Here is a 24602-nt window from a genome sequence, read left to right as displayed (position 1 = left end):
GCAAAGCCGCCCGCCCGCTACGGCGCTATGTGGGAGCGCGCGTCCGGGCGGCCTTGCTCTACCGAACTACACCACTACTGGGGACACGACCTTCCTAGGTATGAAAATGGACTTTGTTCCAAAGATTTAGTCAGGCGGGCGAAGTTCGGACGATCTTAGCCATTCGCTCATGTGCGAAGCGGTCTCGGCCTGTCTGGCTCTTCGAATGGCATCCTCTCGCTGGGGACCTGGGGGGAGGGATTTAGCCTCGTCTCGGAGGCGTTCGGCTTCTCGGGAAAGGCGTTCTTCAAGGGAAACAGTTTGCTTGAACCGGCGGCGTCGCTGCATGACACAACCTCGTCGTTACGGGTCCTAACCGCAGGATTTGAGTTCTTGCAACTCCAAATATGCAGATATGCAGGCGGGGCGGCTTCAGTTCCGAAATGAACGCTACAAAACAGGACGCTGGCGGATTCAACTTAGGAAACCAGTGATCAAATACGGAAAGTACCCGTACGGGTGCTGTCCTAATTAGGGCAGCCGTTCTCGCAGATTAGGATACCCCGAAGGGATTGCCCCTTTCGCGCATCCGCCTCCTAAAGCCGGCAGGCGTAGAGTCTATTGGCCTCCGGGTTCTAGCCCCTCCGGCCGACCCGGAGCGCAGGCGGCCTCGTCATGTGTAACGGCGTTGGCGGGGCCGCTGCGCATTTTAGCCGTGCCCGCAGGGGTCAATTAGGACACCGGGAAAGCCTGAATGAAAAACGCCGCCCGCTTAAATGTATCGCGAGCGGCGGCTTTCCAGCCCCGGGTGGGTGGATGCAAAACCCGGCAGGGATTAGTCAGCACAATCTATGCCAAGGTTTTATGTCGCACGATGGGACACCCGCAGAGGGGAATTAGGACACCGACTTACCTTTGGACTCTGCGCCTCGTCATCCGCTCTTGATCTATTGCTGCTTCTAGCTCGCCCGCGAGAACCTTGCAGTGTGCCATGATCCTTTCAAAGTGGCGCTTTATGCTCGACTTGGCTCGGTCCCGCAGTTGCTCACACTTCGCGATCTGCTCCCGCAAGGTCGCGAGATGTTCGAGCATAGTGTTCCCCCTCGTGCAACAGCCCAAATCCCTTCTTCGGAGAACGACGGGGTTACCCTCATAATGATTAGGACACTGCGAAATTCAACTTAGGACATTGGGCCTCAACTACGGACAGTACCCAAATTCCGGTACTGTCCTAATTAGGACACCCGCAGAGGGGAATTAGGACACCGGGCTTTATGTTGCAAAAATACAACATATCTTAACCAAGAAGTGATTTCCTTGGTCGAACCTATGCCACCCGGTGGAAGTCTACCCATATAATGCGCCTAATGGTTCCTAGTTCGTTCTCCTTGCCCGCACCATAGGAGGCCCGAGATGACTCCTGTTTGGTACAATGCTCGCAAGGCCGCCCAAGTGGCAGCCTATTTCGCAAAAGCGCAAGGCGGCAAAATCAATGTGCTGAAACTCGTCAAGCTGATCTATTTGTCAGATCGTTTGGCGCTGGAGACGTTTGAATCGCCCATACTGGCGGACAAGTTTGTCTCAATGGATCACGGCCCAGTCAACTCGATTACGTTGAATTACGTCAACGGGCTTTCGGATGATCGTGACGAGTGGGCTGAGTTTGTTGATGACCGCGAGGGACACTTTATCGGACTTGCCGATAGTGAATTAAAGATTCACGATTTAGATGAACTGTCAGGGGCTGAAATAAAGATTCTCGCTCTCGTCTGGGATCGCTACGGAAAGATGAACCAGTACGAGGTTCGTGACTTTACGCATAAGAACTGCCCCGAGTGGGAAGATCCAAACGGTTCGTCAACTCCGATTCCGCTAGAGCGCATATTCAAGTTTCTCGGGAAGCATGATAGCGCCGAGTTAGCCGCTAAAGTCGAAGCGGAAAGAAACATCGACCAACTGATTGCGCAAGTAGATGCCCTTCCAACCACTGAAGAAGGCGACATTACTTATACCGTCCGGCCCGGTGCGTGACCCGGACCGCAATCACTTATGGGTTGTCCTAACTGATCCGTGCCCCGCTGAAGCAAATCTGTTAGTTAGTATCTCTAGTGTCCAGCCGGGGCGCTTTCATGATCCAGCCTGCGTTATCGAAGCCGGTGCACATCGCAGGATCACTGTTAAGAGTTGGGCGGTTTATAAGCTCTGTCGGGCCTTCCATACGTCCTCGTTAATCAAGGGCGAGGCAGCTTGGCTTTATCGCGCGGACGAGCCGGTTTCCGAAAAACTGTTTGAGCAGCTTTGCCGTGGAATTCAGGAGACGGAGCATATAGCGCCCCGCCTCCGAAGATACTTCGATGGCAAAGGACCACCGTTCTAGGACTTGCCTCCCTCGATTACTTGGAAGTTGCGGGTTACCCGAACAGGCCGGTTCGGCTCGAGCGGCAGCACCGCATCAATCAAATCGCCAATCGTCCAAACCCGATCAGCCACGCCAATTGCGACCGCTGGCGTCGTCCGCAAGGACTCATGGACGCGGCAGAGGTTGTAGTGAGCCACGTACAGACTAACCGCCGCAGCGTGGTTGGTGAGCTTCTTTGAGAAGCCGTTGGTAAGGCGGGCGAACCGCTTCTGAGTCATACGCAAGGTCAAGTTCTGACGCTCAACGTAGCTGGTCGAGATTTTGACCGGATAGCCGCTTACTACCTCGCGCTCTACCGCGATTACCTCAGCCGGGCTGTAGCGGCGCGCGGCGTCTTTTACAGCCAGGTTCGTTACGCTGTAGGTCTTTACGATGACGCCATGGTGCGCCTTGCCTCGGAAGGCATCGCGGATGGCGTTCTGATAGGGCAGGAAGCCATCGGTGCTGATCTCCGGCTCACCAAGCACGCGCTCGCGCAAGTCCTGCGTAAACAGGTCCGTATTCTCGCTGTCGCGCTTGCCGGTGCGATAGCTGATGATGGCGCGGCTGGCAGACCCCAAAGCAACGAACGTGTACTGATCGCCCTTATGGCCGATCTCATGGCGTTCAACGCGCTTCTGCTTCTTGCCGACGTATCCCCAAATCTCGTCAAGCTCGATGCGGCCGACGCGGACGCCGACCATCATGCGGTCGTGCAACTCGGCGCAGCCACGGCCGATCCGCTCGCCAAGGCGCATGATGGTGTCACGGTGAATGCCAGTCAGGCGCTCAGTAGCGCGGATGCTCTGACCTTCGGTGAGGCAGGAAATGACGAGTATCTGTTGGTCGCGGGACAGGACGTTCATGAGGGCGCAATCCTCGTTAGGATTGGCCCGGGACGACTCTGGAAAACACGCTCTGCAAAGCGTATATTCTGATTTGGTCATCGGCCCGGGGCGCAATCTCGGGTGGGTGGCCAGGGATCGCTGAGGCTGCAACCAAAGCGGTCCCGCTTGTTTCGATCTCGGCAGCCCCGCCGGGATTCGGACCCGGACCTCTCCGCCTGTAAAAGCGAGCGTCCTACCATTAGACCAAGGGGCACCAAGTAAAGCCGATTAAGGGGCCACCACCGTCCTTGTGAGAGAGCGGGGGTGGTGGCCCCACCTATGTGTCATAGCCTCAGCGCCAGTCGGGATTACGCTGAAGCTCTGGCCGTGTTGTCATACGTGCCTCCGTTGTTAAGAGACATATAAGACATATCGTGGCGGCTGCGCAAGGACTATTTTTCAAAATATGTCTTGCGCATATGTCTTGCCCGGTCTATATGCTGTCGCAGGAGGTGGCCTATGGCTGATGTTGAGGAAAAGAAGGGTGCTGTTGGCGGGCGTAGCCCGGCGTATCCGTTCATCCCGCTTGATAAGGCGCTTGCGCGTGCCGAGGCCCTACGGAAGGCAATTGGCAGCAAGGCAGATACCAGGGTCATCAGTGCCATGGGGCATTGGGGCTATGGTGAAAAGAGCAGCGGCGGCATTCAGACGGCGGCAGCGCTAAAGCATTTCGGGCTGATTGATGATAGCGGGAGCGGCAAAGAGCGCCGTATCAAGCTGTCCGAACTGGCGCTCCGGATTCTGCTGGATCAGCGGCCGGACTCGCAGGAGCGGAAGCAACTCGTCCAACGCGCAGCGCTGCTCCCCAAAATGCATCAGGAACTTTGGGAGCGCTGGGGCCGTGATCTGCCTGTAGATGCCGAGCTTAGGCATTACCTTTTGCTTGATCGGGGCTTTAATGAGAACGGCGCAGAGGACCTAATCAAGGAATATAAGGCCACTATTTCCTATGCTGGACTGCTAGATTCTGATAGTGTGCCTCCAAATCAGGAGGACATATCAGCCATGGATGCAGCGCCGGAGCCGAAGCGCCCTCCGCTCATGGGCAAGGATTTTGTTGAAATGTTCACCCCGCGCCAGCCCCCACCGGCGATGATGTTTGCGGGCGGGGGCGATGCCGTGCCGATCTCCGACAATCAAATCAAGGTCACGATGGACGGTGATCGATTGCAAGTTGTCGCGAACGTTGACGCCAAAGGTGCTCGTAAGCTGCTCAAGGCGATCCAAGCAAACCTTGCGCTTCTCAGCGATGACGACGACGAAGAGGCCGCCAACTGAGGCGGCCTTACTGTTCCGGGTGTGGCATTTTTGCAGAATAAGTTATGCAGCCCCAAAGTCACAACGAAGATGAACGGTAGCTACTGTTCATCTACATGAACGAAGCGCTCCGTTCATCTTCGCGCAAAGCGAATTAGGACACTTCCCAAATCAACTTAGGACACTTGGGGTTAAATACGGACAGTACCCAAATTCCAAAAAGAACATATTGCGAACCTAGAACAAATGGGGTACGTTGTTTTTATCGACGACCCGCCGCGCCAATCGTTTGTCCCACACGCGAATCCTCGCCATAAGGAGCACGACCCAATGTCCACCACTGCCCTGCGTATCGTCGAAGGATCTTCCATGGACAAGAGTAAAGCTCTGGCGGCCGCGCTCTCCCAGATCGAGCGCCAGTTCGGCAAGGGCTCGGTGATGAAGCTCGGCAAGAGCGACCGTTCGATGGACATCGAGGCGGTGTCGTCAGGCTCGCTCGGGCTCGATATCGCGCTCGGCATCGGCGGCCTGCCCAAGGGCCGTATCGTCGAGATCTACGGGCCGGAATCCTCGGGCAAGACGACATTGGCATTGCACACGGTGGCGGAGGCCCAGAAGAAGGGCGGCATCTGCGCCTTCATCGACGCCGAGCACGCGCTCGACCCGGTCTATGCCCGCAAGCTCGGCGTCAACATCGACGAGCTCCTGATCTCCCAGCCTGACACCGGCGAGCAGGCGCTGGAAATCTGCGACACGCTGGTGCGCTCGGGTGCGGTGGACGTGCTGGTGGTCGATTCGGTCGCGGCGTTGGTGCCGAAGGCCGAGCTCGAAGGCGAGATGGGCGATGCGCTGCCGGGCTTGCAGGCGCGGTTGATGAGCCAGGCGCTGCGCAAGCTCACGGCCTCGATCAACAAGTCCAACACCATGGTGATCTTCATCAACCAGATCCGCATGAAGATCGGTGTGATGTACGGCTCGCCCGAAACCACGACCGGCGGCAACGCGCTGAAGTTCTACGCCTCCGTCCGCCTCGACATCCGCCGCATCGGCGCGATCAAGGAGCGCGACGAAGTGGTCGGCAACACGACGCGCGTGAAGGTGGTGAAGAACAAGCTGGCGCCGCCCTTCAAGCAGGTCGAGTTCGACATCATGTACGGCGAGGGCGTCTCCAAGATGGGCGAGATCCTCGATCTCGGCGTCAAGGCCGGCATCGTCGAAAAGTCCGGCGCCTGGTTCTCCTATGACAGCCAGCGCCTCGGCCAGGGCCGCGAGAACTCGAAAGCGTTCTTGAAGGCCAACCCCGACATCACCGCCAAGATCGAAACCGCGATCCGTCAGAACTCCGGCCTGATCGCCGAGCAGATCCTCGCCGGTGCCCCCGAGCGCGACGCCGACGGCGAAGAGCCCGCGGACGAGTAAGCACGCCTAAAAGTTTTCGCGAGGAGCGGGCGCTGAAGACGTTGAGTTGCCGACGTCGTCAGTGCCCGTTTCTTTTTGGCGTTGGAGTGATCGCGTGGTGTGATGATGCGTCTGATTCTAACTGGTTGGGGCGGCGGGAGCAGGCTTGCTCGATCGGGTTTGGCCGAGATCGTCATACCGTTCCATTTTCAGTCTCGATTGGAAGTAGGTCACTGGGACCATGAAGCGCGTAATTTTGACCAGTTCGTCCGGCGTTGGTCTCACCTGCGCAGATCGCGCCGACATGATCGTCCCGCTGATCTTTCGATTCGTCTCGGGCCCGCTGCCGACGTCGCACCACCTGGAGCAGTACCTCACGGGAGGCTATTTCAGAGGCGACCCGGAGGTACGCTGGTCCGATCTTGTTGCCCGGTCGCCTCGAAGCGGTCTCGCGCACAAGGAGCTTGGACTAGTCTGGTTCTGCAAGGCCTACGGTGTCGAGCTCATCGAGCTGTGGTTTGATCCCAGCCCCAGCAATCAATTGCAGCTGATCTGGATCCTCGACTATCTCCGTTCCGAGCCATATGCGGCCGAGCGTGTTAAACTGCGGCTCGTCGATTTCGATTTGCTCGGTGCAGACGGCGACCGACTTCGCCATCATGCCGTGCGGCAATTGGACGTCACGGAGTGCGAGTTCGAGGCCGCCCGTATCGCCTGGGAGGCGTATCGGTCACCAACGCCGGAGCTCTGTGTCGGATTGCTCAGTCGGGAGCTTTCCGAGCTTCCCTTCCTGAAGCCTGCGATGGAAGACTTGCTGGCAGAGCTGCCGTCACCGATCACCGGACTGGGGGCGACCGAAGCACGGCTTCTCGATCTGATTGCCCAGGGGCATAATCGCACCAAGGAGCTGTTTCAGCCGGGCGGGCCGCTCGAAACGCGTGTGTTCGACCAGTGGGAGCTTGGTCCGGTGCTTGAAGGTCTGGCGTCCGGTCCGATGCCGGCGATCACGGGTCTCGATCCGAAACTCGCATCGCTCGCCCGGCACGATGCGCGAGGTCGCAATGCTGCCTATCGTCGCAGCCGGCTGTCGATAACCGAGTTTGGCAAGGCCGTTCTGGAGGGACGGCAGGATTTTCGCCGGCACAATCCGATCAGGCGCTGGTGGGGTGGCACGCTTCTCACCAACCAGCGGCTGTGGCGGTGGGACCGCGAGAGCCGATCATTGGTTGCGCCTTAGAGTCAGGACCGTAGGGTGGGGTAACGCTGCGGATGCGCGGAGCGCATCCGCTTGGCGTAACCCGCCATCCTTCGTCTCTACGGAAGCAGAAGTGGTGAGTTACGCCGACGACTGCGCTTTGCGCAGCCGCCTGCTAACCCACCCTACGAAGCTCTACTCCGCGGCTTCCGCGTAATCGCTCGCCGGCGGGCAGGAGCACACCAGATTGCGATCGCCGTAGACGTTGTCGACGCGCCCCACGGGGCTCCAATATTTGTCGGTGCGCGAGGTGCCCGCGGGGAAGCAGCCTTCGGCGCGGGTATAAGCGCGCTTCCAATCGTCATCGGCGATGTCGTGCACCGTGTGCGGGGCGTGGCGCAGCGGCGATGCTTCGATCTTGAAGCGGCCGGCCTCGACCTCGGCGATCTCCTTGCGGATCGCGATCATGGCATCGCAAAAACGATCCAGCTCGGCTTTCGATTCCGACTCCGTCGGCTCGATCATCAGCGTGCCCGGCACCGGGAAGCTCATGGTCGGAGCATGGAAGCCGTAATCGATCAGGCGTTTTGCGATGTCGTCCACCGTCACTCCGGACGTCGTCTTCAGCGGACGGGGATCGACGATGCACTCGTGCGCGACGCGCCCTTTCGCGTTCTTGTAGAGCACCGGGAAGTGCGCATCGAGGCGGGCTGCGACATAGTTGGCGTTGAGGATCGCGATCTCGGTGGCGCGCTTCAATCCTTCGCCGCCCATCATCAGGATGTAGATGTAGGAGATGGTCAGGATCGACGCCGAGCCGAACGGTGCGGCCGAGACCGGCCCCGCCGGCGCATCGGCCTGCGTCGCGGGGTGTCCGGGAAGGAATGGCGCGAGGTGCGCCTTGACGCCGATCGGGCCCATGCCGGGGCCGCCGCCGCCATGCGGTATGCAGAAGGTCTTGTGGAGGTTGAGATGGCTGACATCGGCGCCGTAATCGCCGGGTCTGCTGAGGCCGACCTGGGCGTTGAGGTTGGCGCCGTCAAGATACACCTGGCCGCCATGGCCGTGCACGATGTCGCAGATCTCGCGGATGTGCTCCTCGAACACGCCATGCGTCGACGGATAGGTGATCATCACCGCGGCGAGATCGTTCGCGTGCTTTCCCGCCTTGGCGCGGAGATCATTCACGTCGACGTCGCCGTTCTTCTCGCAGGCGACCACCACGACGTCCATGCCGACCATCGCAGCCGAGGCCGGGTTGGTGCCGTGGGCGGAGGCGGGGATCAGGCAGATCTTGCGGTGGCTCTCCCCACGCGAAGCATGATAGCCGCGGATCGCGAGCAGGCCGGCGTACTCGCCTTGCGCGCCCGAGTTCGGCTGCAGCGAGATCGCGTCATAGCCAGTGATGTCGCACAGCCATTTTTCCAGCCGAGCGAACAGCGCGTGATAGCCTGCGGCCTGCTCGCGCGGGGCGAACGGATGCAGGTTGCCGAACTCCGGCCAGGTCAGCGGCATCATCTCGGTGGTCGCGTTCAGCTTCATGGTGCAGGAGCCGAGCGGGATCATCGCGCGGTCGAGCGCGAGGTCGCGATCCGAGAGCTTGCGCATGTAGCGCAGCATCTCGGTCTCCGAGCGATGCGCGTGGAACACGGGATGGGTGAGGAACGCCGTGGCGCGCTTCAGCGCCTCCGGCAGCACCTCGCGCGTGGTGGCGTCGATCTCGGCATATGACAGCTGGCCGCCGAAGGCGCGCCAGACCGCTTCGACGATCGCAGGCGTCGTGGTCTCGTCGAGCGCAATGCGCAAATGCGTGTCGCCGATGCCGAGATTGATCTTCTCGGCGGCGGCGCGCGCGACGATCTCGGCGCGCCTGGCGCCGGCATCGACGCTGATCGTGTCGAAGAAGGCTTCGCTGACGGGCGCGAAGCCGAACTTGCGCAAGCCCGCAGCGAGCACGGCGGCACGGCGATGTACGGTGCGCGCGATCTGCGTCAGCCCTTCGGGGCCGTGATAGGTCGCATACATCGCTGCGATCACGGCGAGCAGCACCTGCGCGGTGCAGATGTTGGAGGTCGCCTTCTCGCGGCGGATGTGCTGCTCGCGGGTCTGCAGCGCCAGGCGATAGGCCGGTGCGCCGCGGCTATCCACGGAGAGGCCGACGATGCGGCCGGGCAGCGAGCGCTTCAGCGCATCGCGCACCGCCATATAGGCCGCGTGCGGTCCGCCATAGCCCATCGGCACGCCGAAGCGCTGCGCCGAACCGATCGCAATGTCGGCGCCAAGCTCGCCGGGCGAGGCGATCAGCGTCAGCGCCAGGAGGTCAGCGGCAACGATCGCGAGCGCGCCCTTGGCCTTCAGTGCCGCGATCGCGGGCCTGAGGTCGCGCACCGCACCTGAAGAGCCCGGATATTGCAGCAGCGCGCCGAGCACGTCTGCCTTGTCGAGATCGGTGAGGGGATCGCCGACGATCAAGGTCCAGCCAAGCGGCTCTGCCCGCGTGCGCATCACGGCGAGGGTCTGCGGATGCACGTCCTTGTCGACGAAGAAGGCTTGTGCCTTCACCTGCGAATGCCGCTCGGCCAGCGCCATGGCTTCGGCCGCAGCGGTCGCTTCATCGAGCAGCGAGGCGTTGGCGACATCGAGCCCGGTGAGGTCGCAGATCATGGTCTGGAAGTTGAACAGCGCTTCCAGCCGGCCCTGGCTGATCTCGGGCTGGTAAGGCGTATAGGCCGTGTACCAGGCCGGGTTCTCCAGGATGCTGCGCTGGATCACCGCCGGCAAAATCGTGCCGGAATAGCCTTGGCCGATCAGCGAGGTGAAGACCTGGTTCTGCCGCGCGATCTCGCCCATATGCGCGATCGCCTCGGTCTCGCTCAGCGGCTTGCCGAGATCGAGCGGAGTGGTCTGCCGGATCGAGGCCGGCAGCGTCTCCGCCATCAGCGCGTCGACGCTTTTGGCGCCGACGGTCTCGAGCATTGCGGCGACATCGCGCGCCGAGGGGCCGATGTGGCGGCGAACGAAGGAGGTGGTCTCGCCATTGGATTTGCGGTGCGCGGTCATCGCTTGCTCCATCGCTTTAAGCCGTATGTGCCTTGTAGGCGGCTTCATCCATGAGACCGCCGAGCTCGCTCTTTTCGGCAATCTTGATCTTGAAGAACCAGGCCTTGCCTTGGGCATCCGAGTTCACCAGCGCCGGCTCGGCGGCGAGCTCGGGGTTGGTCGCGAGCACTTCGCCGGAGATGGGCGCGTAGACGTCGGAGGCGGCCTTGACCGATTCCACGACGGCGGCGGCTTCCGCCTTCTTCAACACGCGGCCGAGCTTGGGCAGTTCGACGAACACGACGTCGCCGAGCTGCTGCTGCGCATAATCCGTGATGCCGACCGTTGCGACATCGCCATCGATGGCGAGCCATTCATGGTCGGAAGTGTACAGCATCGTGGTCATTGTCGATCCTCAGCGTTTGTAGGTGTTTTTCACGAAGGGCATGGCGGCGACCGTGAGCGGCAACCGTTGTCCACGCACCTCGCCAAAGAGTTTCGTGCCGAGCGCACTTAAGGCAGCCGGCACATAGCCCATCGCGACCGGGGCATTCAGGCTCGGGCCGAACCCGCCCGACGTGACCTTTCCGACCGGCTCGCCTGTGACCGTGTCCGCAAACAGCAGCGCGCCTTCGCGCACCGGCGCGCGGCCCTCAGGCCGCAGGCCGATGCGGCGACGGGATGCGCCGTGCTCGAAATGAGCGAGGATCTTTTCGGCGCCGGGAAAACCGCCGGCGCGGGCACCGCCCGTGCGGCGGCTCTTCTGCACCGACCATTCCAGCGCGGCCTCGACCGGCGTGGTGGTGGTGTCGATGTCATGGCCGTAGAGGCAGAGCCCGGCTTCCAGCCGAAGGCTGTCGCGGGCTCCTAAGCCGATCGGCATCACGTCGAGATTTTCCAGCAGCATCTTGGCGAGGCGCTCGGCATCTTCAGCGGGAACCGAGATCTCGAAACCGTCCTCGCCGGTGTAGCCTGAACGCGAGACGAAACAGGCAAGGCCGGCGACCTCGTGCGAGCCCGCATCCATGAACTTCATGGCGGGCGCGGCTGCACAGATCTTCGCCAGCGCCATCTCCGCCTTCGGGCCCTGGAGAGCGATCAGCGCGCGGCCGGCGAGCGATTCGATCTCGCAGGCATCCGCAAGATTGGCGCGCAGATGCGCCTCGTCCGCGTCCTTGCAGGCGGCGTTGACCACCAGGAACAGGTGATCGCCGAAATTGGCGACCATCAAGTCATCGAGAATCCCGCCGTCTTCATTGGTGAACTGGGCATAGCGCTGCCGTCCCGGTGCGATCGCCACGATATCCTGCGGCACCAGGCGCTCCAGCGCGCGGGCGGCGTCCTCGACCTTCCCCGACTTCGGCCGCAAGCGGAGCTGACCCATATGGGAGACGTCGAACAGGCCAGCCGAAGCTCGGGTATGGAGGTGCTCTTTCAGCACGCCCGCGGGGTACTGCACGGGCATGTCATAGCCCGCGAACGGCACCATCTTGCCGCCGAGCGACACATGCAGGTCGTAAAGGGGGGTACGCTTCAGGGATTTCTGGTCGTCGGGTGCAAGCATCTCGGGGCCCTCGGCGGTTCCCCGGGGACGATTCCCCTGGGACACCGGTCGAAGCCCCATCTGTCGCTGTGCCTGAGAGTATTATCCCGTCGGCGGGTGCCAGGCGGGTCTAACCCCGCAGGCGCCTCTTTCCAGATGTCGTCAAAGCCACGCGGTCCTTTTGCCTGAGAGTTTCCGGGGCGGTTGCTCCTTCGGCGCCGGCAAGCTGTGCCGGTCTCTCCCGACGTGGCCGTACGATACAGATGGGTACAGACCACAGCCGAGCCAAGCCTGTCAACGCGGCTTCTGCGTCTTTCAACGGGATTGCAACAGGCCTGCAACGGGACTTGTAACGGGACTTGCGCGCCTGCGGCAACCCTCTGATCTCCTTGCACAGTTTCTGGACAGGGAAGCTGGCCTTGTCTAAAAGCGCTTTGGCCCGCAGATATCAGCCGAAACGTCAGGTTTGGACGGCAAGGAAGCGGGTCCAAGCACACCCGATTGGATGAACATGAGCGGCGTCAACGAGATCAGGTCGACCTTTCTGAACTTCTTTGCCGAGAACGGCCACGAGATCGTGCCGTCCTCGCCCCTCGTGCCGCGCAACGATCCGACGTTGATGTTCACCAATGCCGGCATGGTGCAGTTCAAGAACGTTTTCACCGGCGTCGAGAAGCGGCCCTATCAGCGCGCGACCACGTCGCAGAAATGCGTGCGCGCCGGCGGCAAGCACAACGACCTCGACAATGTCGGCTACACCGCGCGCCATCTCACCTTCTTCGAAATGCTCGGCAATTTCTCGTTCGGCGACTATTTCAAGGAGCGCGCGATCGAGCTGGCCTGGACGCTCATCACCAAGGATTTCGGGCTCAAGAAGGACAAGCTGCTCGTCACCGTCTACCACACCGACGACGAGGCGCATGGGCTCTGGAAGAAGATCGCCGGCTTCTCCGAGGACCGCATCATCCGCATCCCGACCTCGGACAATTTCTGGGCGATGGGCGACACCGGCCCGTGCGGCCCGTGCTCGGAAATCTTCATCGATCGCGGCGATCACATCTGGGGCGGCCCTCCCGGCTCGCCGGAAGAGGACGGCGACCGCTTCCTCGAATTCTGGAATCTGGTGTTCATGCAATACGAGCAGGTGACGAAGGAGGAGCGCGTGGATCTGCCGCGTCCCTCGATCGACACCGGCATGGGCCTGGAGCGGATGGCCTGCATCATGCAGGGCGTCGACAGCGTGTTCGAGACCGACCTGTTCCGGCATCTGATCGATGCGACCGCGTCCGCGCTCGGCAGCGGGCCGACCCAGCAGAACGCGGCTTCGTTCCGTGTCATCGCCGACCATTTGCGTTCCTCCGCCTTCCTTGTCGCCGACGGCGTGCTGCCCTCGAACGAAGGCCGCGGCTACGTGCTGCGCCGGATCATGCGCCGCGCGATGCGCCATGCGCAGCTCCTGGGCGCCAAGGAGCCGCTGATGCATCGGCTGGTCTGGGCGCTGGTGCGCGAGATGGGTCAGGCCTATCCCGATTTGATGCGCGCCGAGAATCTGATCGAGGAAACGCTGCGGCTGGAAGAGACCCGCTTCCGCAAGACGCTGTCGCGGGGCCTTGCGATCCTCGACGAGAAGAGCGCGTCGCTGAAGAAGGGCGACATGTTCGACGGCGACGTCGCGTTCACGCTGTACGACACCTACGGCTTCCCGCTCGACCTGACCCAGGACGCGCTGAAGTCGCGCGGCATCGGCGTCGACCAGTCGGCGTTCACCGACGCGATGGAACGCCAGAAGGCGAAGGCGCGCGAGTCCTGGAAGGGGTCGGGCGAAGCGGCCTCCGAAGCGATCTGGTTCCCGCTGCGCGAGAAGCTCGGCGCCACCGAATTCCTGGGCTACGAGACCGAGAGCGCCGAAGGCGTGGTGTCCGCGCTGGTGAAGGACGGTGCTGAGGTCGCGAGCCTTAAGGCGGGCGACACCGGCGCGATCGTGCTCAATCAGACGCCGTTCTATGCGGAGTCCGGTGGTCAGGTCGGCGACACCGGCGTGCTCGCGGGCGAGGGCGGCGTCAAGTTCCGCGTCACCGACACGCAGAAGAAGCTCGGCGATTTCTTCGTGCATGTCGGCATCGTCGAGAGCGGCGAAGTGAAGGTCGGCACCGCGCTGCAGCTCGAGGTCGATCATTCCAGGCGCTCCTCGATCCGCGCGCATCACTCGGCGACGCACCTCATCCACGAGGCGCTGCGCCAGGTGCTGGGCGATCACATCGCCCAGCGTGGCTCGATGGTGGCGCCCGACCGCCTGCGCTTCGACTTCGTGCATCCGAAGCCGATCACGGCGGAAGAGCTCGCCCGCGTCGAGGACATCGCCAACGACGTGGTGCTGGAAAACGACGAGGTCATCACGCGTGTGATGGGCGTCGACGAGGCCCGCGAAGCCGGCGCGCGCGCGCTGTTCGGCGAAAAGTATGGCGACGAGGTCCGCGTCGTCTCGATGGGCAAGACCGCGCGCGAGCGCGGCGCCAACGCGCTTGGCTGGTCGGTCGAACTTTGCGGCGGCACGCATGTGCGGCGCACCGGCGACATCGGCCTGATCACGCTGACCAGCGAGAGCGCAGTGGCCTCGGGCGTACGCCGCATCGAGGCGCTGACCGGCAATTACGCGCGCAGGCACGCCAACGACACCATGGCGCTGGCGAAGACCGCGGCGAATGAGCTGCGCACGTCCCTCGATGACGTCCCGGCGCGCATCGCCGCGCTGATGGAGGAGCGCAAGAAGCTCGAGCGCGAGCTCTCGGACGCCCGCAAGAAGCTGGCGATGGGCGGCGGTGCCTCCGCCGGCAGCAATGGTGCAGCCGCGGGCGTGCGCGAGGCCGGCGGCGTCAAGCTGATGGCGCGTGCGGTCGAAGGCATCGAGATGAAGGATCTCAAGAGCCTCGCCGACGACGGCAAGAAGCAGATCGGCTCAGGCGTCGTCGCCATCGTCGGTGTCACCGAGGACGGCAAGGCCGGTGTCGTGGTCGGCGTCACCGCCGATCTCACCGCGCGCTTCAACGCCGTGAATCTCGTGCGCGTCGCTTCCGAGGCGCTCGGCGGCAAGGGCGGCGGCGGCCGACCCGACATGGCGCAGGCCGGCGGGCCCGATGGCGCCAAAGCGACCGAAGCGCTGGCGGCGATCGAAAAAGCGATGGGAGCTGCGTAAACGTCATGCGCCTCGTTCCGCGAGGACGTGGGCTTCGCGATCCCAACATGAGGGATCGCCTCTACGAATTGCTGGAGCACGATCCGCTCGCTTACTCGATCGGGTCGCGCTTCATCCAGATCGTCATCGGCGTCATCGTGCTCAACGTCGTCGCGATGGTCCTCGCCTCGGTGCCGGAGCTGGACGCGCAGTTCGGGGTGATATTCTCGTCCGTCAGCATCTTCTGCGTGATCGTGTTCGCGCTGGAATATCTAGCCCGTCTCTGGACGGTGGCGGGCCATACGCCGCGCAAGGGCTCCGCACTCGCCGACCGGCTCGGCTATCTCATCTCCGCGCTCGGTATCATCGACCTCATGGCGTTCCTGCCGGCCGCGGTGGTGCTGGTCACGGGCCGGCACGCGACGCTGGCGGCCCTCGGCGTGCTGCCGTTCTTCAAGCTGGTCCGCTATTCGCCGGCGATGCGCTCGCTGCTTGCGGCGGTGCATGCCGAGCGGCGCGCGCTGATCGGCTGCATCGTCATCCTGACCGGCGCGGTCCTGACCTTCGCCTCGCTGCTCTACGCCATCGAGCGCGACGTGCAGCCGGACAAGCTCGGCACCATCCCGCAGGCGATGTGGTGGGCGATCGTGACGCTCGGCACCGTCGGTTATGGCGACGTCGTGCCGGTGACGGCGCTCGGCAAGATCATCTCGGTGTTCACCATCATTTCAGGCTTTGCGATGATCGCGCTGCCGGTTGCGATCATCTCGACCGCCTTTGCCGAAGAGGTGAAACGGCGCGACTTCGTCGTCACCTGGGGCATGCTGGCGCGGGTGCCGCTGTTCTCGCATCTGGGGGCTGCGGAAATCGCCGACATCATGCGGCTTTTGCGCGCGCGCACCGTGGAGCAGGGCGAGATCCTGGTTCGGCGCGGCGACGCGGCCTCGTCGATGTATTTCATCACGGCCGGCGAGGTCGAGATCGCGCTGCCGAGCCAGCATGTGCGGCTTGCCGATGGCACCTTCTTCGGCGAGATCGCGCTGCTGCACAAGACGAAGCGCACCGGCACGGTGACGGCGACGCGCAAGACGCGCCTCCTGGTGCTGGACGCCCAGGACTTTCACGCCCTGATCGCGCGCATGCCGACGCTCGCGGCGCACGTCCACAGGACGGCCAAGGCGCGGCTGGAAGAGACCGGCGGCGATCTGGCGCCCGCCGAGCTCGCGCAAGCCGAGCGCGAGGGCTCCGACCGCTGAGCGCTCAGCCCTTCTTCAGGAAGACATACTCGGCCGAGTAGGGCGCGCTTCTGAACTCGCCGGCCTTGCCGCAGGCGCCCTCGAGCTTGCCGCCATGGGTGTTGATGCGCTGGACGGTCGTGACCGGCGTCAGCGCGCCGCTGCCGCGGTGGGCGGTGACCTCCAGCTTGAGCCAAGGGATATCGGCAGGCGTCGCGCCCGGCGCGTTGCCGGCGACCTTGGCCGCCACGGCGCTGCCGTCGGCGTGCTCCCAGTTCGGCCCGGCATAGTGGCGGCCGACGGTCTTGCCCTCGGCGAATAGCGTCGCGATCGGCTCGCGAAAAGCCCAGGTAAGCTTGCCGTCGGTGCCAGCCTTGCACTCATAGACCTGCGCGCCCTCGGCGTGGACGCTGAGCACGATGCTCTCGCCTGATGCGGCGATGGCGTCAGGCACCGTCTCCGCGGCGGAGGCTGGCCCGATCATGGCCGCGAGCAGGCAGGGGGCGGCGAGCTTGATGAACATGGTCGGTCTCCACGGAGGGCTCTCATAAAACAAACGGGCCGCGCTTTTGACGCGGCCCGTGATGATGTCCGGCCCAGTCGGGCGAAATTGCGGTTGGCAGCTTTACGCCGCCATCGCCTTCACCAGATTGTCAGCGACCTTGTCGAGAAAGCCTGTCGTCGAGAGCCAGCGCTGGTCGGCGCCGACCAGAAGCGCGAGGTCCTTGGTCATGTAGCCTTCCTCGACGGTGTCGACGCAGACCTTCTCCAGCGTGGTTGCGAACTTGGCGAGCTCGGCATTGTTGTCGAGCTTGGCGCGGTGGGCGAGGCCGCGCGTCCAGGCGAAGATCGATGCGATCGAATTGGTCGAGGTCTCCTTGCCCTTCTGGTGCTCGCGGTAGTGACGGGTCACCGTGCCGTGGGCGGCTTCCGCCTCGACGGTCTTGCCGTCGGGCGTGAGCAGCACCGAGGTCATCAGGCCGAGCGAGCCGTAGCCCTGCGCGACCGTGTCGGACTGCACGTCGCCGTCGTAGTTCTTGCAGGCCCAGACATAGCCGCCGGACCATTTCAGCGCCGAGGCGACCATGTCGTCGATCAGGCGGTGCTCGTAGGTCAGGCCCTTGGCGTCGAACTCCTTCTTGAACTCCTTGTCGAAGATCTCCTGGAAGATGTCCTTGAAGCGGCCGTCATAGACCTTCAGAATCGTGTTCTTGGTCGACAGATAGACCGGATAGCCGCGCAAGAGGCCGTAATTGAAGGAGGCACGGGCGAAGTCGATGATGGAATCGTCGAGATTGTACATCTCCATGGCGACGCCGGCGCCGGGCGCCTTGAACACTTCCTTCTCGATCACGGTGCCGTCCTCGCCGACGAACTTCAGCGAGAGCGTGCCCTTGCCCGGGAACTTGATGTCGGTGGCGCGGTACTGGTCGCCATAGGCGTGGCGGCCGATGATGATCGGCTTGGTCCAGCCCGGAACGAGGCGCGGCACGTTCTTGCAGATGATCGGCTCGCGGAAGATCACGCCGCCGAGGATGTTGCGGATGGTACCGTTCGGCGACTTCCACATCTGCTTGAGATTGAACTCCTTCACCCGGGCTTCATCAGGGGTGATGGTGGCGCACTTGACGCCGACGCCGACCTTCTTGATCGCCTCGGCGGCGTCGATGGTGACCTGATCGTTGGTGTGGTCGCGGTACTCCATGCCCAGGTCGAAATATTGCAGCTCGACATCCAGGAACGGGTTGATCAGCTTGTCCTTGATGTACTGCCAGATGATCCGGGTCATCTCGTCGCCATCGAGTTCGACGACGGGATTGGATACCTTGATTTTTGCCATGATCGGAGATGCCCTCTTGGGAACGGCGCTTTTGACGGCGGCGGTGGAAATTAACCCGCGCTATAGCACCGCCCGGGGGCGGGCGGAAGCCGAGCGGTTATGCACTTTCAGCCCATCTTTTCGCCGAGATCAGTCATTCTAGAAGGCGGCCTGGGTGGCCGTGCCGGCCACGATGTACCAGGTCACGAACAGGCCTGAAATCAGGGCGCCCGGCAGGCTGGATCCGGTCCGTCGCCAGGTGAAGGTCGCGATCACGGCGACGATCGCAAGCAGCGGCACGAATTGGATCGCGACGATGGTCGAGAGGGGCACGAAGCCGGGGTCGGGAAGTGGGTTGAACAGCTTTCCGGTCAGCCAGAGCGTGCCGTATTGCAGGAGCAGCAGCACGATGAAGCCTGACGTCAGCGCCAGGATGTTGGTCAGATAGAGCGCGACCCGCGGCGCCTCCATGGTCGAGAAATTCCGGTGCAGCACGTGCAGCGCCACGACGAAAAACGCCGTGAACGGAATCAGGTAGATCAGGAAGATCAGAGCCTGCTTCGGGTTCATTAACTTCAGCGCGATGATCCAGAAGCGGAAGTCGATCTTGAACGCGAGATCGGCGAGCCACAGCGCGGCGTAGCCGACTGCGATCGATGCGACTGCGATCACGAGCGACTGGCCAACCAATCCGGTTCGGCCCTTGCGCTTGGGGGCGAAGCCCATCAGCGCCAGCGTGATCAGGCCGTTGATGATGGCCCAGACCAGGATCTGGTTGGTGATGCCCTGCGGCAGGTACGCCGACGGCGCCACGAAGGTGCCGCCCAGCGCAAACGCCGGATAGTAGGTCAGCGCCGGGATGAAGGCGGACAGGATGAACGCCATGGTCCAGCGGCCGCCGGTGGCAGCGTGATGCGGCGGCATCGCGGGCAGGCGGAGGCGGGAGAACATCGGCGCCTCGAGCAGGCCATCGAAGGTGCCGATCAACAGCGCGACGAAACCCACAAATGCGATCAGCGTGCCGAGCTCCTTGCGGAACCAGATCTGGTCGTCGACCGGGCGTGGCGTGCCGCCCTGCAGCGTCTTGGCGAACCAGTCGAGGCTGTAGCCGATCGCCTCATGCGAGATGTGCTCGGCGGGGTGGGTGATCGCGGGCGTGTACAGCACCCGCGCAGTGCCGGCTGCCGGGTCGCCATAGACCTTGCCCGGCTCGACCGGCGACTGCGTGCCGAACATCGCCCAAAGCTTGGGGCTCTTGGTGACATCGCGGGCACGATCGACGCCCCACATCAGGGTGGAGAATTCCTCGTACTGGGCGAACACCAGCGCCACATTGCGCGGCCAGCTCGGAGTGCCGTCGGCCGCGAAGGGTTTTCCGGTCGAGGAGCCCTCCAGCACCATCGACTTGTAGCCGTCGGGCATCGCGGTGGCTGCGGCGAGCAACGTCCAGCCGCCCATCGAGTGCCCCTCGAGGCCGATATTGGCCTTGTCGACCATGTCGAGGCCGCGCAGATAAGCGAGGCCGTCGGGGCCGCCAAAGCCGTTGGCGAAGGCGGGCGGGTCGCTATAGCCATGGCCGGTCTGGTCCAGAGCCAGCACGACATAGCCGCGGCGGGCGAATTCGATGGCGAAGCCGTCCTGGGTCTCGCGCGAATTGATGTAGCCGTGGACGGCGAGGATGCCCGGTGCCGGAGTTTGCACGGTGGCATTCGCGGGGATGTAGAGCATGGCACTCATCGTGTTGCCCTTGGCGCCCTTGAACCTGACGTCCTGGATGCGGATGCCGCCTGCGGTCTGCGTCAGATGGGCGACGAGCCCGCCCACCACGATCAAGACTATTCCCAGAAGCGCCAATTTCCATCGCTTCAGCATCGCCATCCCCCAACTCGAATATTGCTTCAGCTCAGGCCTTTCGGCTTCGCTTTGGTTGTGGTTGATAGCCATATCCGAAAGCAAAGCGCGCGCAAGCTGGGCGGCGAAATCGTCCCCAATTGAGGTGCGATTGCGGTTTCGCAAACGCCGCTAACCCTGTTATCTCCGCTTGAGAAATTGCGCCGCACGGAAGGCGGGCCGGTGGCGTGGATGAAGGCTTGGATCAGCGTCTTCATGCGGAGCTTCAAGCGCATCGGAAGCAGGACGAGACGAAAGCTGAATCAGAAAGTGGAATGAGATGTCCGGCACCGACAAGACCAAGACAGGCCACACCCTCGACGGTCCCATCGTCATCCTGGTCGAGCCGCAGCTCGGGGAGAACATCGGCATGGCCGCCCGCGCGATGGGCAACTTTGCCCTTAGCGCCTTGCGCATCGTCAACCCGCGCGACGGCTGGCCGAACATCGCGGCCCAGCGGGCCGCGGCCGGCGCCGATCACATTCTGCAAAAGGTCGAACTGTTCGACACGGTCGAGCAGGCGGTGGCGGACCTCGATCTCCTGTTTGCCACCACTGCGCGCCCCCACGACCAGGCCAAGCCCGTGGTCGGGCCGGAGGCGGCCGCCAGCGAGATCGCCGGGCACGTCGCAACCGGCGGCAAGGCCGGTATCTTGTTCGGCCGAGAGCGCTGGGGCCTGACCAATCAGGAGGTCGGGCTCTCCAACCGCATCATCACCTTTCCGGTCAATCCGGGCTTCGCCTCGCTCAACCTCGCTCAGGCCGTGCTGCTGGTCGGCTATGAATGGTTCAAGCAGGCGACCTCTGGCGCGCTGCCGCACGCCATGCCTGTACGCTCCGAGCGCGCCTCGCAGCACCAGATGCAGGCCTTCTTCGACAATCTCGTGCGGGAGCTCGACAAGGTCGAATTCCTGCGCCCGGCCGAAAAACGCGACACCATGCTGGTCAACCTCCGCAACATCTTCAGCCGGATGGAGCCGACCAAGCAGGACATGCATACGCTCCACGGCGTGGTGATGGCGATCGCCGAGGGACGCAAGGGCCCGGCCAAGGGCGGCGTGCTCGATGGCGAGCAGGCGACTCGCCTGCGTGCGCTGTTGGCCGAGCACGGGCAGGGCGGCGGCGTGCCCGACAGCGGCTCGACCGTGCGAGGTCTCGCCCGTCTGCTCCGCCGCAACCCGACCGATGCCGAGCGCCTGCTCTGGCATGCGCTGACGCGTGACCGCCGCTTTGCAGGGCAGTTCAAGCGCCAGACCCCGGTCGGCCGCCACATCCCGGACTTCGTCTCCTTCCCGCACCGGATCGCCGTCGAGCTGGTGAACCCCGGCGAGGGCGACACCATCGCCGCGGATCGCGCATCGCGGCGGGCGTGGCTGGAGGCGCGCGATTATCAGGTGCTGGACATTCGCGCGGCGGATGTAGAGCGGGATCTGGAGGCGGAGCTGGTGCGGCTGGCGACGAATCTGGATCGTCGGCTCCGCTGATCACTGGCAATCGTCTGCTCCCTGACAAAGCGGGCGACATGGTGCCTGCGCTTTGAAGTTGGGTGTTGTTGGTGTAATTCAGATCGACAAGCTCATTTTTAATTTACCATCATTTGATCGAAGGCCGCCCGTGACCATCATCGTTTCCAGCGGACAAACCGAAATCGTTTCCTCCGGCACAGAGACCGGCACCATGGTCTTGAACGGCGGCACACAGCTCGTCCAAGCGCAAGGCCAAACAATCGGTACCATCGTCAGCAGCGGCGGCATCCAGGATGTCTATCGTCCCAACATAGGCAACACCACAAGTGCAAGTGGTACCATCGTGAAAAGCGGTGGTACCCAGTACGTTCATTTTGGAGCCACGGCCAAGGCTACGACGGTGGAAGCCGGCGGCGTGGTTCAGGTCTATAACCATGGCGTTGTGTCCTCGACTGTTGTCAACCAAGGGGCAACGCTCAACGTCTTTACGCCGTCCGTCTCCACTGACGGCGCCGGCGGGGGAAGTTCCTTCGACACCGTTGTCAGCAGCGGCGGCACCGAACAGGTCTTCACGGGAGGCTATTCGGTCGGAACGCGCGTTTTGGCCGGCGGCAATCAGATCGTCCGAGAGGCAACGTCTTATGATTTCATGGGCGAGGCTCAGAACACGATATTGAGTGGCGGCACTCAGGATGTCGCAGGCGGCTACGCGCTCAGAACCGTCATCAGCAGCGGTGGCGTGCAATATGTTCACTCCGGACAACAGCCGGAAAGTGTGAATTTCAATTCCCACATCTACTCGGCGGGCTTGGCAGAAGATACGATCATCAGCCAAGGCGGCGTCCAGCAGGTCTATTCCGGCGGCCTGATCAATAGAACGACCATTGGCGCTTACGGCGTGGCGGTCGTTTTCGACGGCGGCCACGCCAGCGCCACGAACGTCAACGGAAGTGGCGCGCTGATCGTTTCGTCAGGAGGCGGCGTTACCGGGACTACCCTCACCAGCGGTGGTCAGGAGTATGTAAATTCCGGCGGAGTCGCGAGCGGCACAATCGTCAACGTCGGCAGTCAGACGATTCAAGGCGGCGGGCTCGCCTCAGGCACCGTCGTCAGCAGCGGTGGCCTTCAAAATGTTCTAGGTTCCGGTTCACTGGCGGTTGGGACGATCATCAACAGCGGTGCGAACCAACTCATCCAAAGAGGCGGCGTCGTCAGCGCCGCAACGATCAGCGGCGGCGGCGTCCAATATATTCTGGGCGGCGTAGTCTCGCAGACCGTTCTGAGCAGTGGTGCGATACAGAACGTGAATTCCGGGTACTTCCCGGCGAGCCTCGGATACGGTGGAGGAATTGCCAGTTCGACGACTGTCTATTCCGGCGCGATTGAGAACGTATTTTCAGGTGGACTAGCGGCCGGCACGCTCCTGAGCGGCGGCTTACAGAATATTTCGAGCGGCGGCCAGGCCAGCGGCGCCCAGATCTATTCCGGTGGACAGCTAATCGTGTCTTCTGGCGGCGTTGCTGTTGCAACGGTCGTTTCTAGTGGCGGCACGGAGTTTGTCTCTGCGGGCGGCAATGCCAGCTCGACGGTGATTGCGGGTGGCATTCTCGAAATAGCCGGTGGCGGATCGACAGGTGCTGGTCCGATCGTGTTTTCGGGTTCAGGCGGCGTCCTGCGTCTTGACGGTACAACGATGCCGACCGGCGTCGTCAGCGGTTTGACAATCGGCAATACGATTGATCTCGCCGGAGTGACATTCTCGGCGGGGGGCACGGCGCAACTTCTATCCGGCAACACGCTCAATATTGTTGAGGGCGCGAACACCTACAATCTCAAGCTGGAGACCGGCGTCGACTATTCGGGCCGGCATTTCCAGCTCGGACATGACGGCGGCACCGGAGTTCTGATCTCTGTCCGCTCAAACGTTGCGCCGGTCGCAAGCGCAACCGACAAGACGGCAACACATAATCAGAGCTTTGCAGCCTCCAGCCTGTTCAGCGCGACCGACGCCGATGGCGACGCGATCATGGCCTACCAGTTGTGGGACTCGACACCTGACCCAGCGAGCGGCCGTTGGAGTGTCGGCGGAGTCGCGCAGGGCAGCAATGTCGCGATCGACATCAGCGCGGCGCAGCTGGCCAGCACCATGTTCCAGTCGGGCTCAGGTTCAGACGAGCTTTATGTGCGAGCCTATGACGGCACCGCGTGGAGCGCGTGGAAACAATTCTTTGTCAACGGCCCCGTCGATCGTGCGCCTGTCGTGACCGCCGTCAACACGACGGCGGCGCATGGTCAGACGTCCATTGCCGCTTCCAGCCTGTTCAGCACGACCGATGCGGATGGCGACGCGATCACCCAGTACTCGTTGTGGGACACCGAGGGCAACGGACGCTGGGTCGTCAACGGCGTGAATCAGGCTACCAACGCGGAGATCGTGATCACGGCAGCTCAACTGGCGCAAACGAGTTATGTGTTCGGCTCGGCGACAGACCATCTTTATGCTCGGGCATTTGACGGCGAACTGTGGGGCAATTGGATGGGATTTACGGCCACCCCATTCGCCAACACCGCACCGACGGTGTCCGTATCGAACCTCGCGGCGGCGCATGGTCAAAGCCTTGCGGCATCATCGATGTTCACCGTCAGCGATGTCGACGGCGACACGATAACGACCTATTCGTTCTGGGATTCCAATGCCAACGGCCGATTTACGGTGAATGGCGTGGCTCAAGCCGCCAATACCGAGATCGTCGTCGGAGCCGCGCAATTGCCAAATACGTTCTACGTGTCTGGTTCGGGTACCGACCAGCTATATGTGCGGGCGTTCGATGGCACCGCTTGGAGCGCCTGGCAGTCGTTCACGGTCACGGCGCCGGTCAATCAGGCGCCGTTGGTGACTGCGACCAATGCGGCGATCGCAAGCGGGCACAGCGTTGCCGCCTCGTCACTTTTTGTGGCGAGCGATCCCAATGGCGACCCGATCACGACCTATTCGTTCTGGGACTCCAATACCAGCGGCCGATTTACGATCAATGGTGTGGCGCAAGCCGCCAATACCGAGATCATTGTGAGCGCCGCGCAACTTGCGAGCACCTCCTACGTGGCGGGCAGCGACACCGACCAGCTTTATGTCCGCGCCTCGGACGGCTCGTCCTGGAGTGCCTGGCAAGCGTTCACGGCGGGTCCGACCGCGCCGGTGGTGACCGCAGCCAACGTGGCCTTGGCTGTCGGACAGAGCCGCGCCGCCTCGGGACTATTTACGGCCAGCGATGCGGATGGCGAAGGCATTACCCAGTACGGCTTGTGGGACACGGAAGGCAGCGGA

16 protein-coding genes and 1 riboswitch are annotated in these 24602 nt (G+C 62.7%); of the genes, 8 read left to right on the top strand and 8 right to left on the bottom strand.

Annotated features, from left to right (window positions below):
• Positions 1-1392 precede the first annotated feature (1392 nt).
• Positions 1393-2010, top strand: a complete 618-nt coding sequence (locus tag XH88_RS26385; protein WP_271671165.1) for a Panacea domain-containing protein — start codon at positions 1393-1395, stop codon at positions 2008-2010.
• A 342-nt stretch (positions 2011-2352) separates the two neighbouring features.
• Here the strand turns inward: XH88_RS26385 and XH88_RS26380 are convergent, their stop codons facing one another.
• Positions 2353-3243, bottom strand: a complete 891-nt coding sequence (locus tag XH88_RS26380; RefSeq protein ID WP_271671164.1) for a transposase — start codon at positions 3241-3243, stop codon at positions 2353-2355.
• 480 nt (positions 3244-3723) lie between these two features.
• Here XH88_RS26380 and XH88_RS26375 point away from each other — a divergent pair, with 480 nt between their 5' ends.
• From XH88_RS26375 to XH88_RS26365, 3 genes are all read left to right on the top strand, one after another.
• Positions 3724-4542 (top strand): hypothetical protein, encoded by an 819-nt coding sequence (locus tag XH88_RS26375; RefSeq protein WP_271671163.1) that lies wholly within the window; start codon positions 3724-3726, stop codon positions 4540-4542.
• A 309-nt stretch (positions 4543-4851) separates the two neighbouring features.
• Positions 4852-5940, top strand: coding sequence for a recombinase RecA (gene recA / locus XH88_RS26370; RefSeq protein ID WP_271671162.1), 1089 nt, complete (start codon positions 4852-4854; stop codon positions 5938-5940).
• Between the two features lie 220 nt (positions 5941-6160).
• Positions 6161-7156, top strand: a complete 996-nt coding sequence (locus XH88_RS26365; RefSeq protein ID WP_271671161.1) for a hypothetical protein — start codon at positions 6161-6163, stop codon at positions 7154-7156.
• Between the two features lie 153 nt (positions 7157-7309).
• On the opposite strand, the gene gcvP is transcribed toward XH88_RS26365, so the two are convergent.
• Genes gcvP through gcvT form a run of 3 tightly spaced genes read right to left on the bottom strand, consistent with a single transcriptional unit; the run spans position 7310 to position 11717 of the window.
• Entirely contained in the window at positions 7310-10174 is a 2865-nt protein-coding gene (gcvP, locus tag XH88_RS26360) for an aminomethyl-transferring glycine dehydrogenase (protein WP_271671160.1), read from the bottom strand.
• 16 nt (positions 10175-10190) lie between these two features.
• Positions 10191-10559 carry a glycine cleavage system protein GcvH gene (gene gcvH / locus XH88_RS26355; RefSeq protein ID WP_271671159.1) on the bottom strand — a complete coding sequence of 123 codons (369 nt, stop codon included), beginning with the start codon at positions 10557-10559 and terminating at the stop codon, positions 10191-10193.
• Positions 10560-10568: 9 nt separating this feature from the next.
• A complete protein-coding gene (gene gcvT, locus XH88_RS26350; RefSeq protein ID WP_271671158.1) occupies positions 10569-11717 on the bottom strand; it encodes a glycine cleavage system aminomethyltransferase GcvT in 1149 nt (382 codons plus the stop codon).
• 143 nt (positions 11718-11860) lie between these two features.
• Positions 11861-11950: riboswitch (glycine riboswitch) on the bottom strand.
• Positions 11951-12207: 257 nt separating this feature from the next.
• Here gcvT and alaS point away from each other — a divergent pair.
• Together alaS and XH88_RS26340 are read left to right on the top strand one after the other, a co-directional pair.
• Positions 12208-14889, top strand: coding sequence for an alanine--tRNA ligase (alaS, locus tag XH88_RS26345; protein ID WP_271671157.1), 2682 nt, complete (start codon positions 12208-12210; stop codon positions 14887-14889).
• A gap of 5 nt (positions 14890-14894) precedes the next feature.
• Positions 14895-16124 (top strand): cyclic nucleotide-gated ion channel, encoded by a 1230-nt coding sequence (locus tag XH88_RS26340; RefSeq protein WP_271671156.1) that lies wholly within the window; start codon positions 14895-14897, stop codon positions 16122-16124.
• Positions 16125-16128: 4 nt separating this feature from the next.
• Here the strand turns inward: XH88_RS26340 and XH88_RS26335 are convergent, their stop codons facing one another.
• From XH88_RS26335 to XH88_RS26320, 4 genes are all read right to left on the bottom strand, one after another.
• Positions 16129-16626: a DUF3455 domain-containing protein gene (locus tag XH88_RS26335; protein ID WP_271671155.1), complete on the bottom strand. Its 498-nt coding sequence runs from the start codon at positions 16624-16626 to the stop codon at positions 16129-16131.
• Between the two features lie 102 nt (positions 16627-16728).
• Positions 16729-17943, bottom strand: a complete 1215-nt coding sequence (locus XH88_RS26330) for an NADP-dependent isocitrate dehydrogenase (protein ID WP_271671154.1) — start codon at positions 17941-17943, stop codon at positions 16729-16731.
• A 138-nt stretch (positions 17944-18081) separates the two neighbouring features.
• On the bottom strand, positions 18082-19794 hold the full coding sequence (locus XH88_RS26325) for an alpha/beta hydrolase family protein (RefSeq protein WP_271671153.1): 1713 nt from the start codon (positions 19792-19794) through the stop codon (positions 18082-18084).
• 26 nt (positions 19795-19820) lie between these two features.
• Entirely contained in the window at positions 19821-20030 is a 210-nt protein-coding gene (locus XH88_RS26320) for a hypothetical protein (protein ID WP_271671152.1), read from the bottom strand.
• 62 nt (positions 20031-20092) lie between these two features.
• Here XH88_RS26320 and XH88_RS26315 point away from each other — a divergent pair, with 62 nt between their 5' ends.
• Together XH88_RS26315 and XH88_RS26310 are read left to right on the top strand one after the other, a co-directional pair.
• Positions 20093-21295: a TrmJ/YjtD family RNA methyltransferase gene (locus XH88_RS26315; RefSeq protein WP_271671151.1), complete on the top strand. Its 1203-nt coding sequence runs from the start codon at positions 20093-20095 to the stop codon at positions 21293-21295.
• Positions 21296-21347: 52 nt separating this feature from the next.
• On the top strand, positions 21348-24602 hold a 3255-nt coding region (locus XH88_RS26310; protein ID WP_271671150.1), incomplete at its 3' end, for an AIDA repeat-containing protein.

The sequence above is a fragment of the Bradyrhizobium sp. CCBAU 51627 genome (assembly GCF_028128765.1).
GTDB lineage: Bacteria > Pseudomonadota > Alphaproteobacteria > Rhizobiales > Xanthobacteraceae > Bradyrhizobium.
The sequence above is the reverse complement of the archived record's forward strand: the minus strand, read 5'-3'. Positions and strand labels throughout refer to the sequence as shown.

Coding starts and splice junctions, on each gene's coding strand:
- alaS (WP_271671157.1), top strand. CDS start 12,208: ATGAGCGGCGTCAACGAGATCAGGTCGACCTTTCTGAACTTCTTTGCC.
- gcvP (WP_271671160.1), bottom strand. CDS start 10,174: ATGACCGCGCACCGCAAATCCAATGGCGAGACCACCTCCTTCGTTCGC.
- XH88_RS26330 (WP_271671154.1), bottom strand. CDS start 17,943: ATGGCAAAAATCAAGGTATCCAATCCCGTCGTCGAACTCGATGGCGAC.
- XH88_RS26320 (WP_271671152.1), bottom strand. CDS start 20,030: ATGAAGACGCTGATCCAAGCCTTCATCCACGCCACCGGCCCGCCTTCC.
- XH88_RS26385 (WP_271671165.1), top strand. CDS start 1,393: ATGACTCCTGTTTGGTACAATGCTCGCAAGGCCGCCCAAGTGGCAGCC.
- recA (WP_271671162.1), top strand. CDS start 4,852: ATGTCCACCACTGCCCTGCGTATCGTCGAAGGATCTTCCATGGACAAG.
- XH88_RS26365 (WP_271671161.1), top strand. CDS start 6,161: ATGAAGCGCGTAATTTTGACCAGTTCGTCCGGCGTTGGTCTCACCTGC.
- XH88_RS26315 (WP_271671151.1), top strand. CDS start 20,093: ATGTCCGGCACCGACAAGACCAAGACAGGCCACACCCTCGACGGTCCC.
- XH88_RS26335 (WP_271671155.1), bottom strand. CDS start 16,626: ATGTTCATCAAGCTCGCCGCCCCCTGCCTGCTCGCGGCCATGATCGGG.
- XH88_RS26340 (WP_271671156.1), top strand. CDS start 14,895: ATGCGCCTCGTTCCGCGAGGACGTGGGCTTCGCGATCCCAACATGAGG.
- XH88_RS26380 (WP_271671164.1), bottom strand. CDS start 3,243: ATGAACGTCCTGTCCCGCGACCAACAGATACTCGTCATTTCCTGCCTC.
- XH88_RS26375 (WP_271671163.1), top strand. CDS start 3,724: ATGGCTGATGTTGAGGAAAAGAAGGGTGCTGTTGGCGGGCGTAGCCCG.
- gcvH (WP_271671159.1), bottom strand. CDS start 10,559: ATGACCACGATGCTGTACACTTCCGACCATGAATGGCTCGCCATCGAT.
- gcvT (WP_271671158.1), bottom strand. CDS start 11,717: ATGCTTGCACCCGACGACCAGAAATCCCTGAAGCGTACCCCCCTTTAC.
- XH88_RS26325 (WP_271671153.1), bottom strand. CDS start 19,794: ATGCTGAAGCGATGGAAATTGGCGCTTCTGGGAATAGTCTTGATCGTG.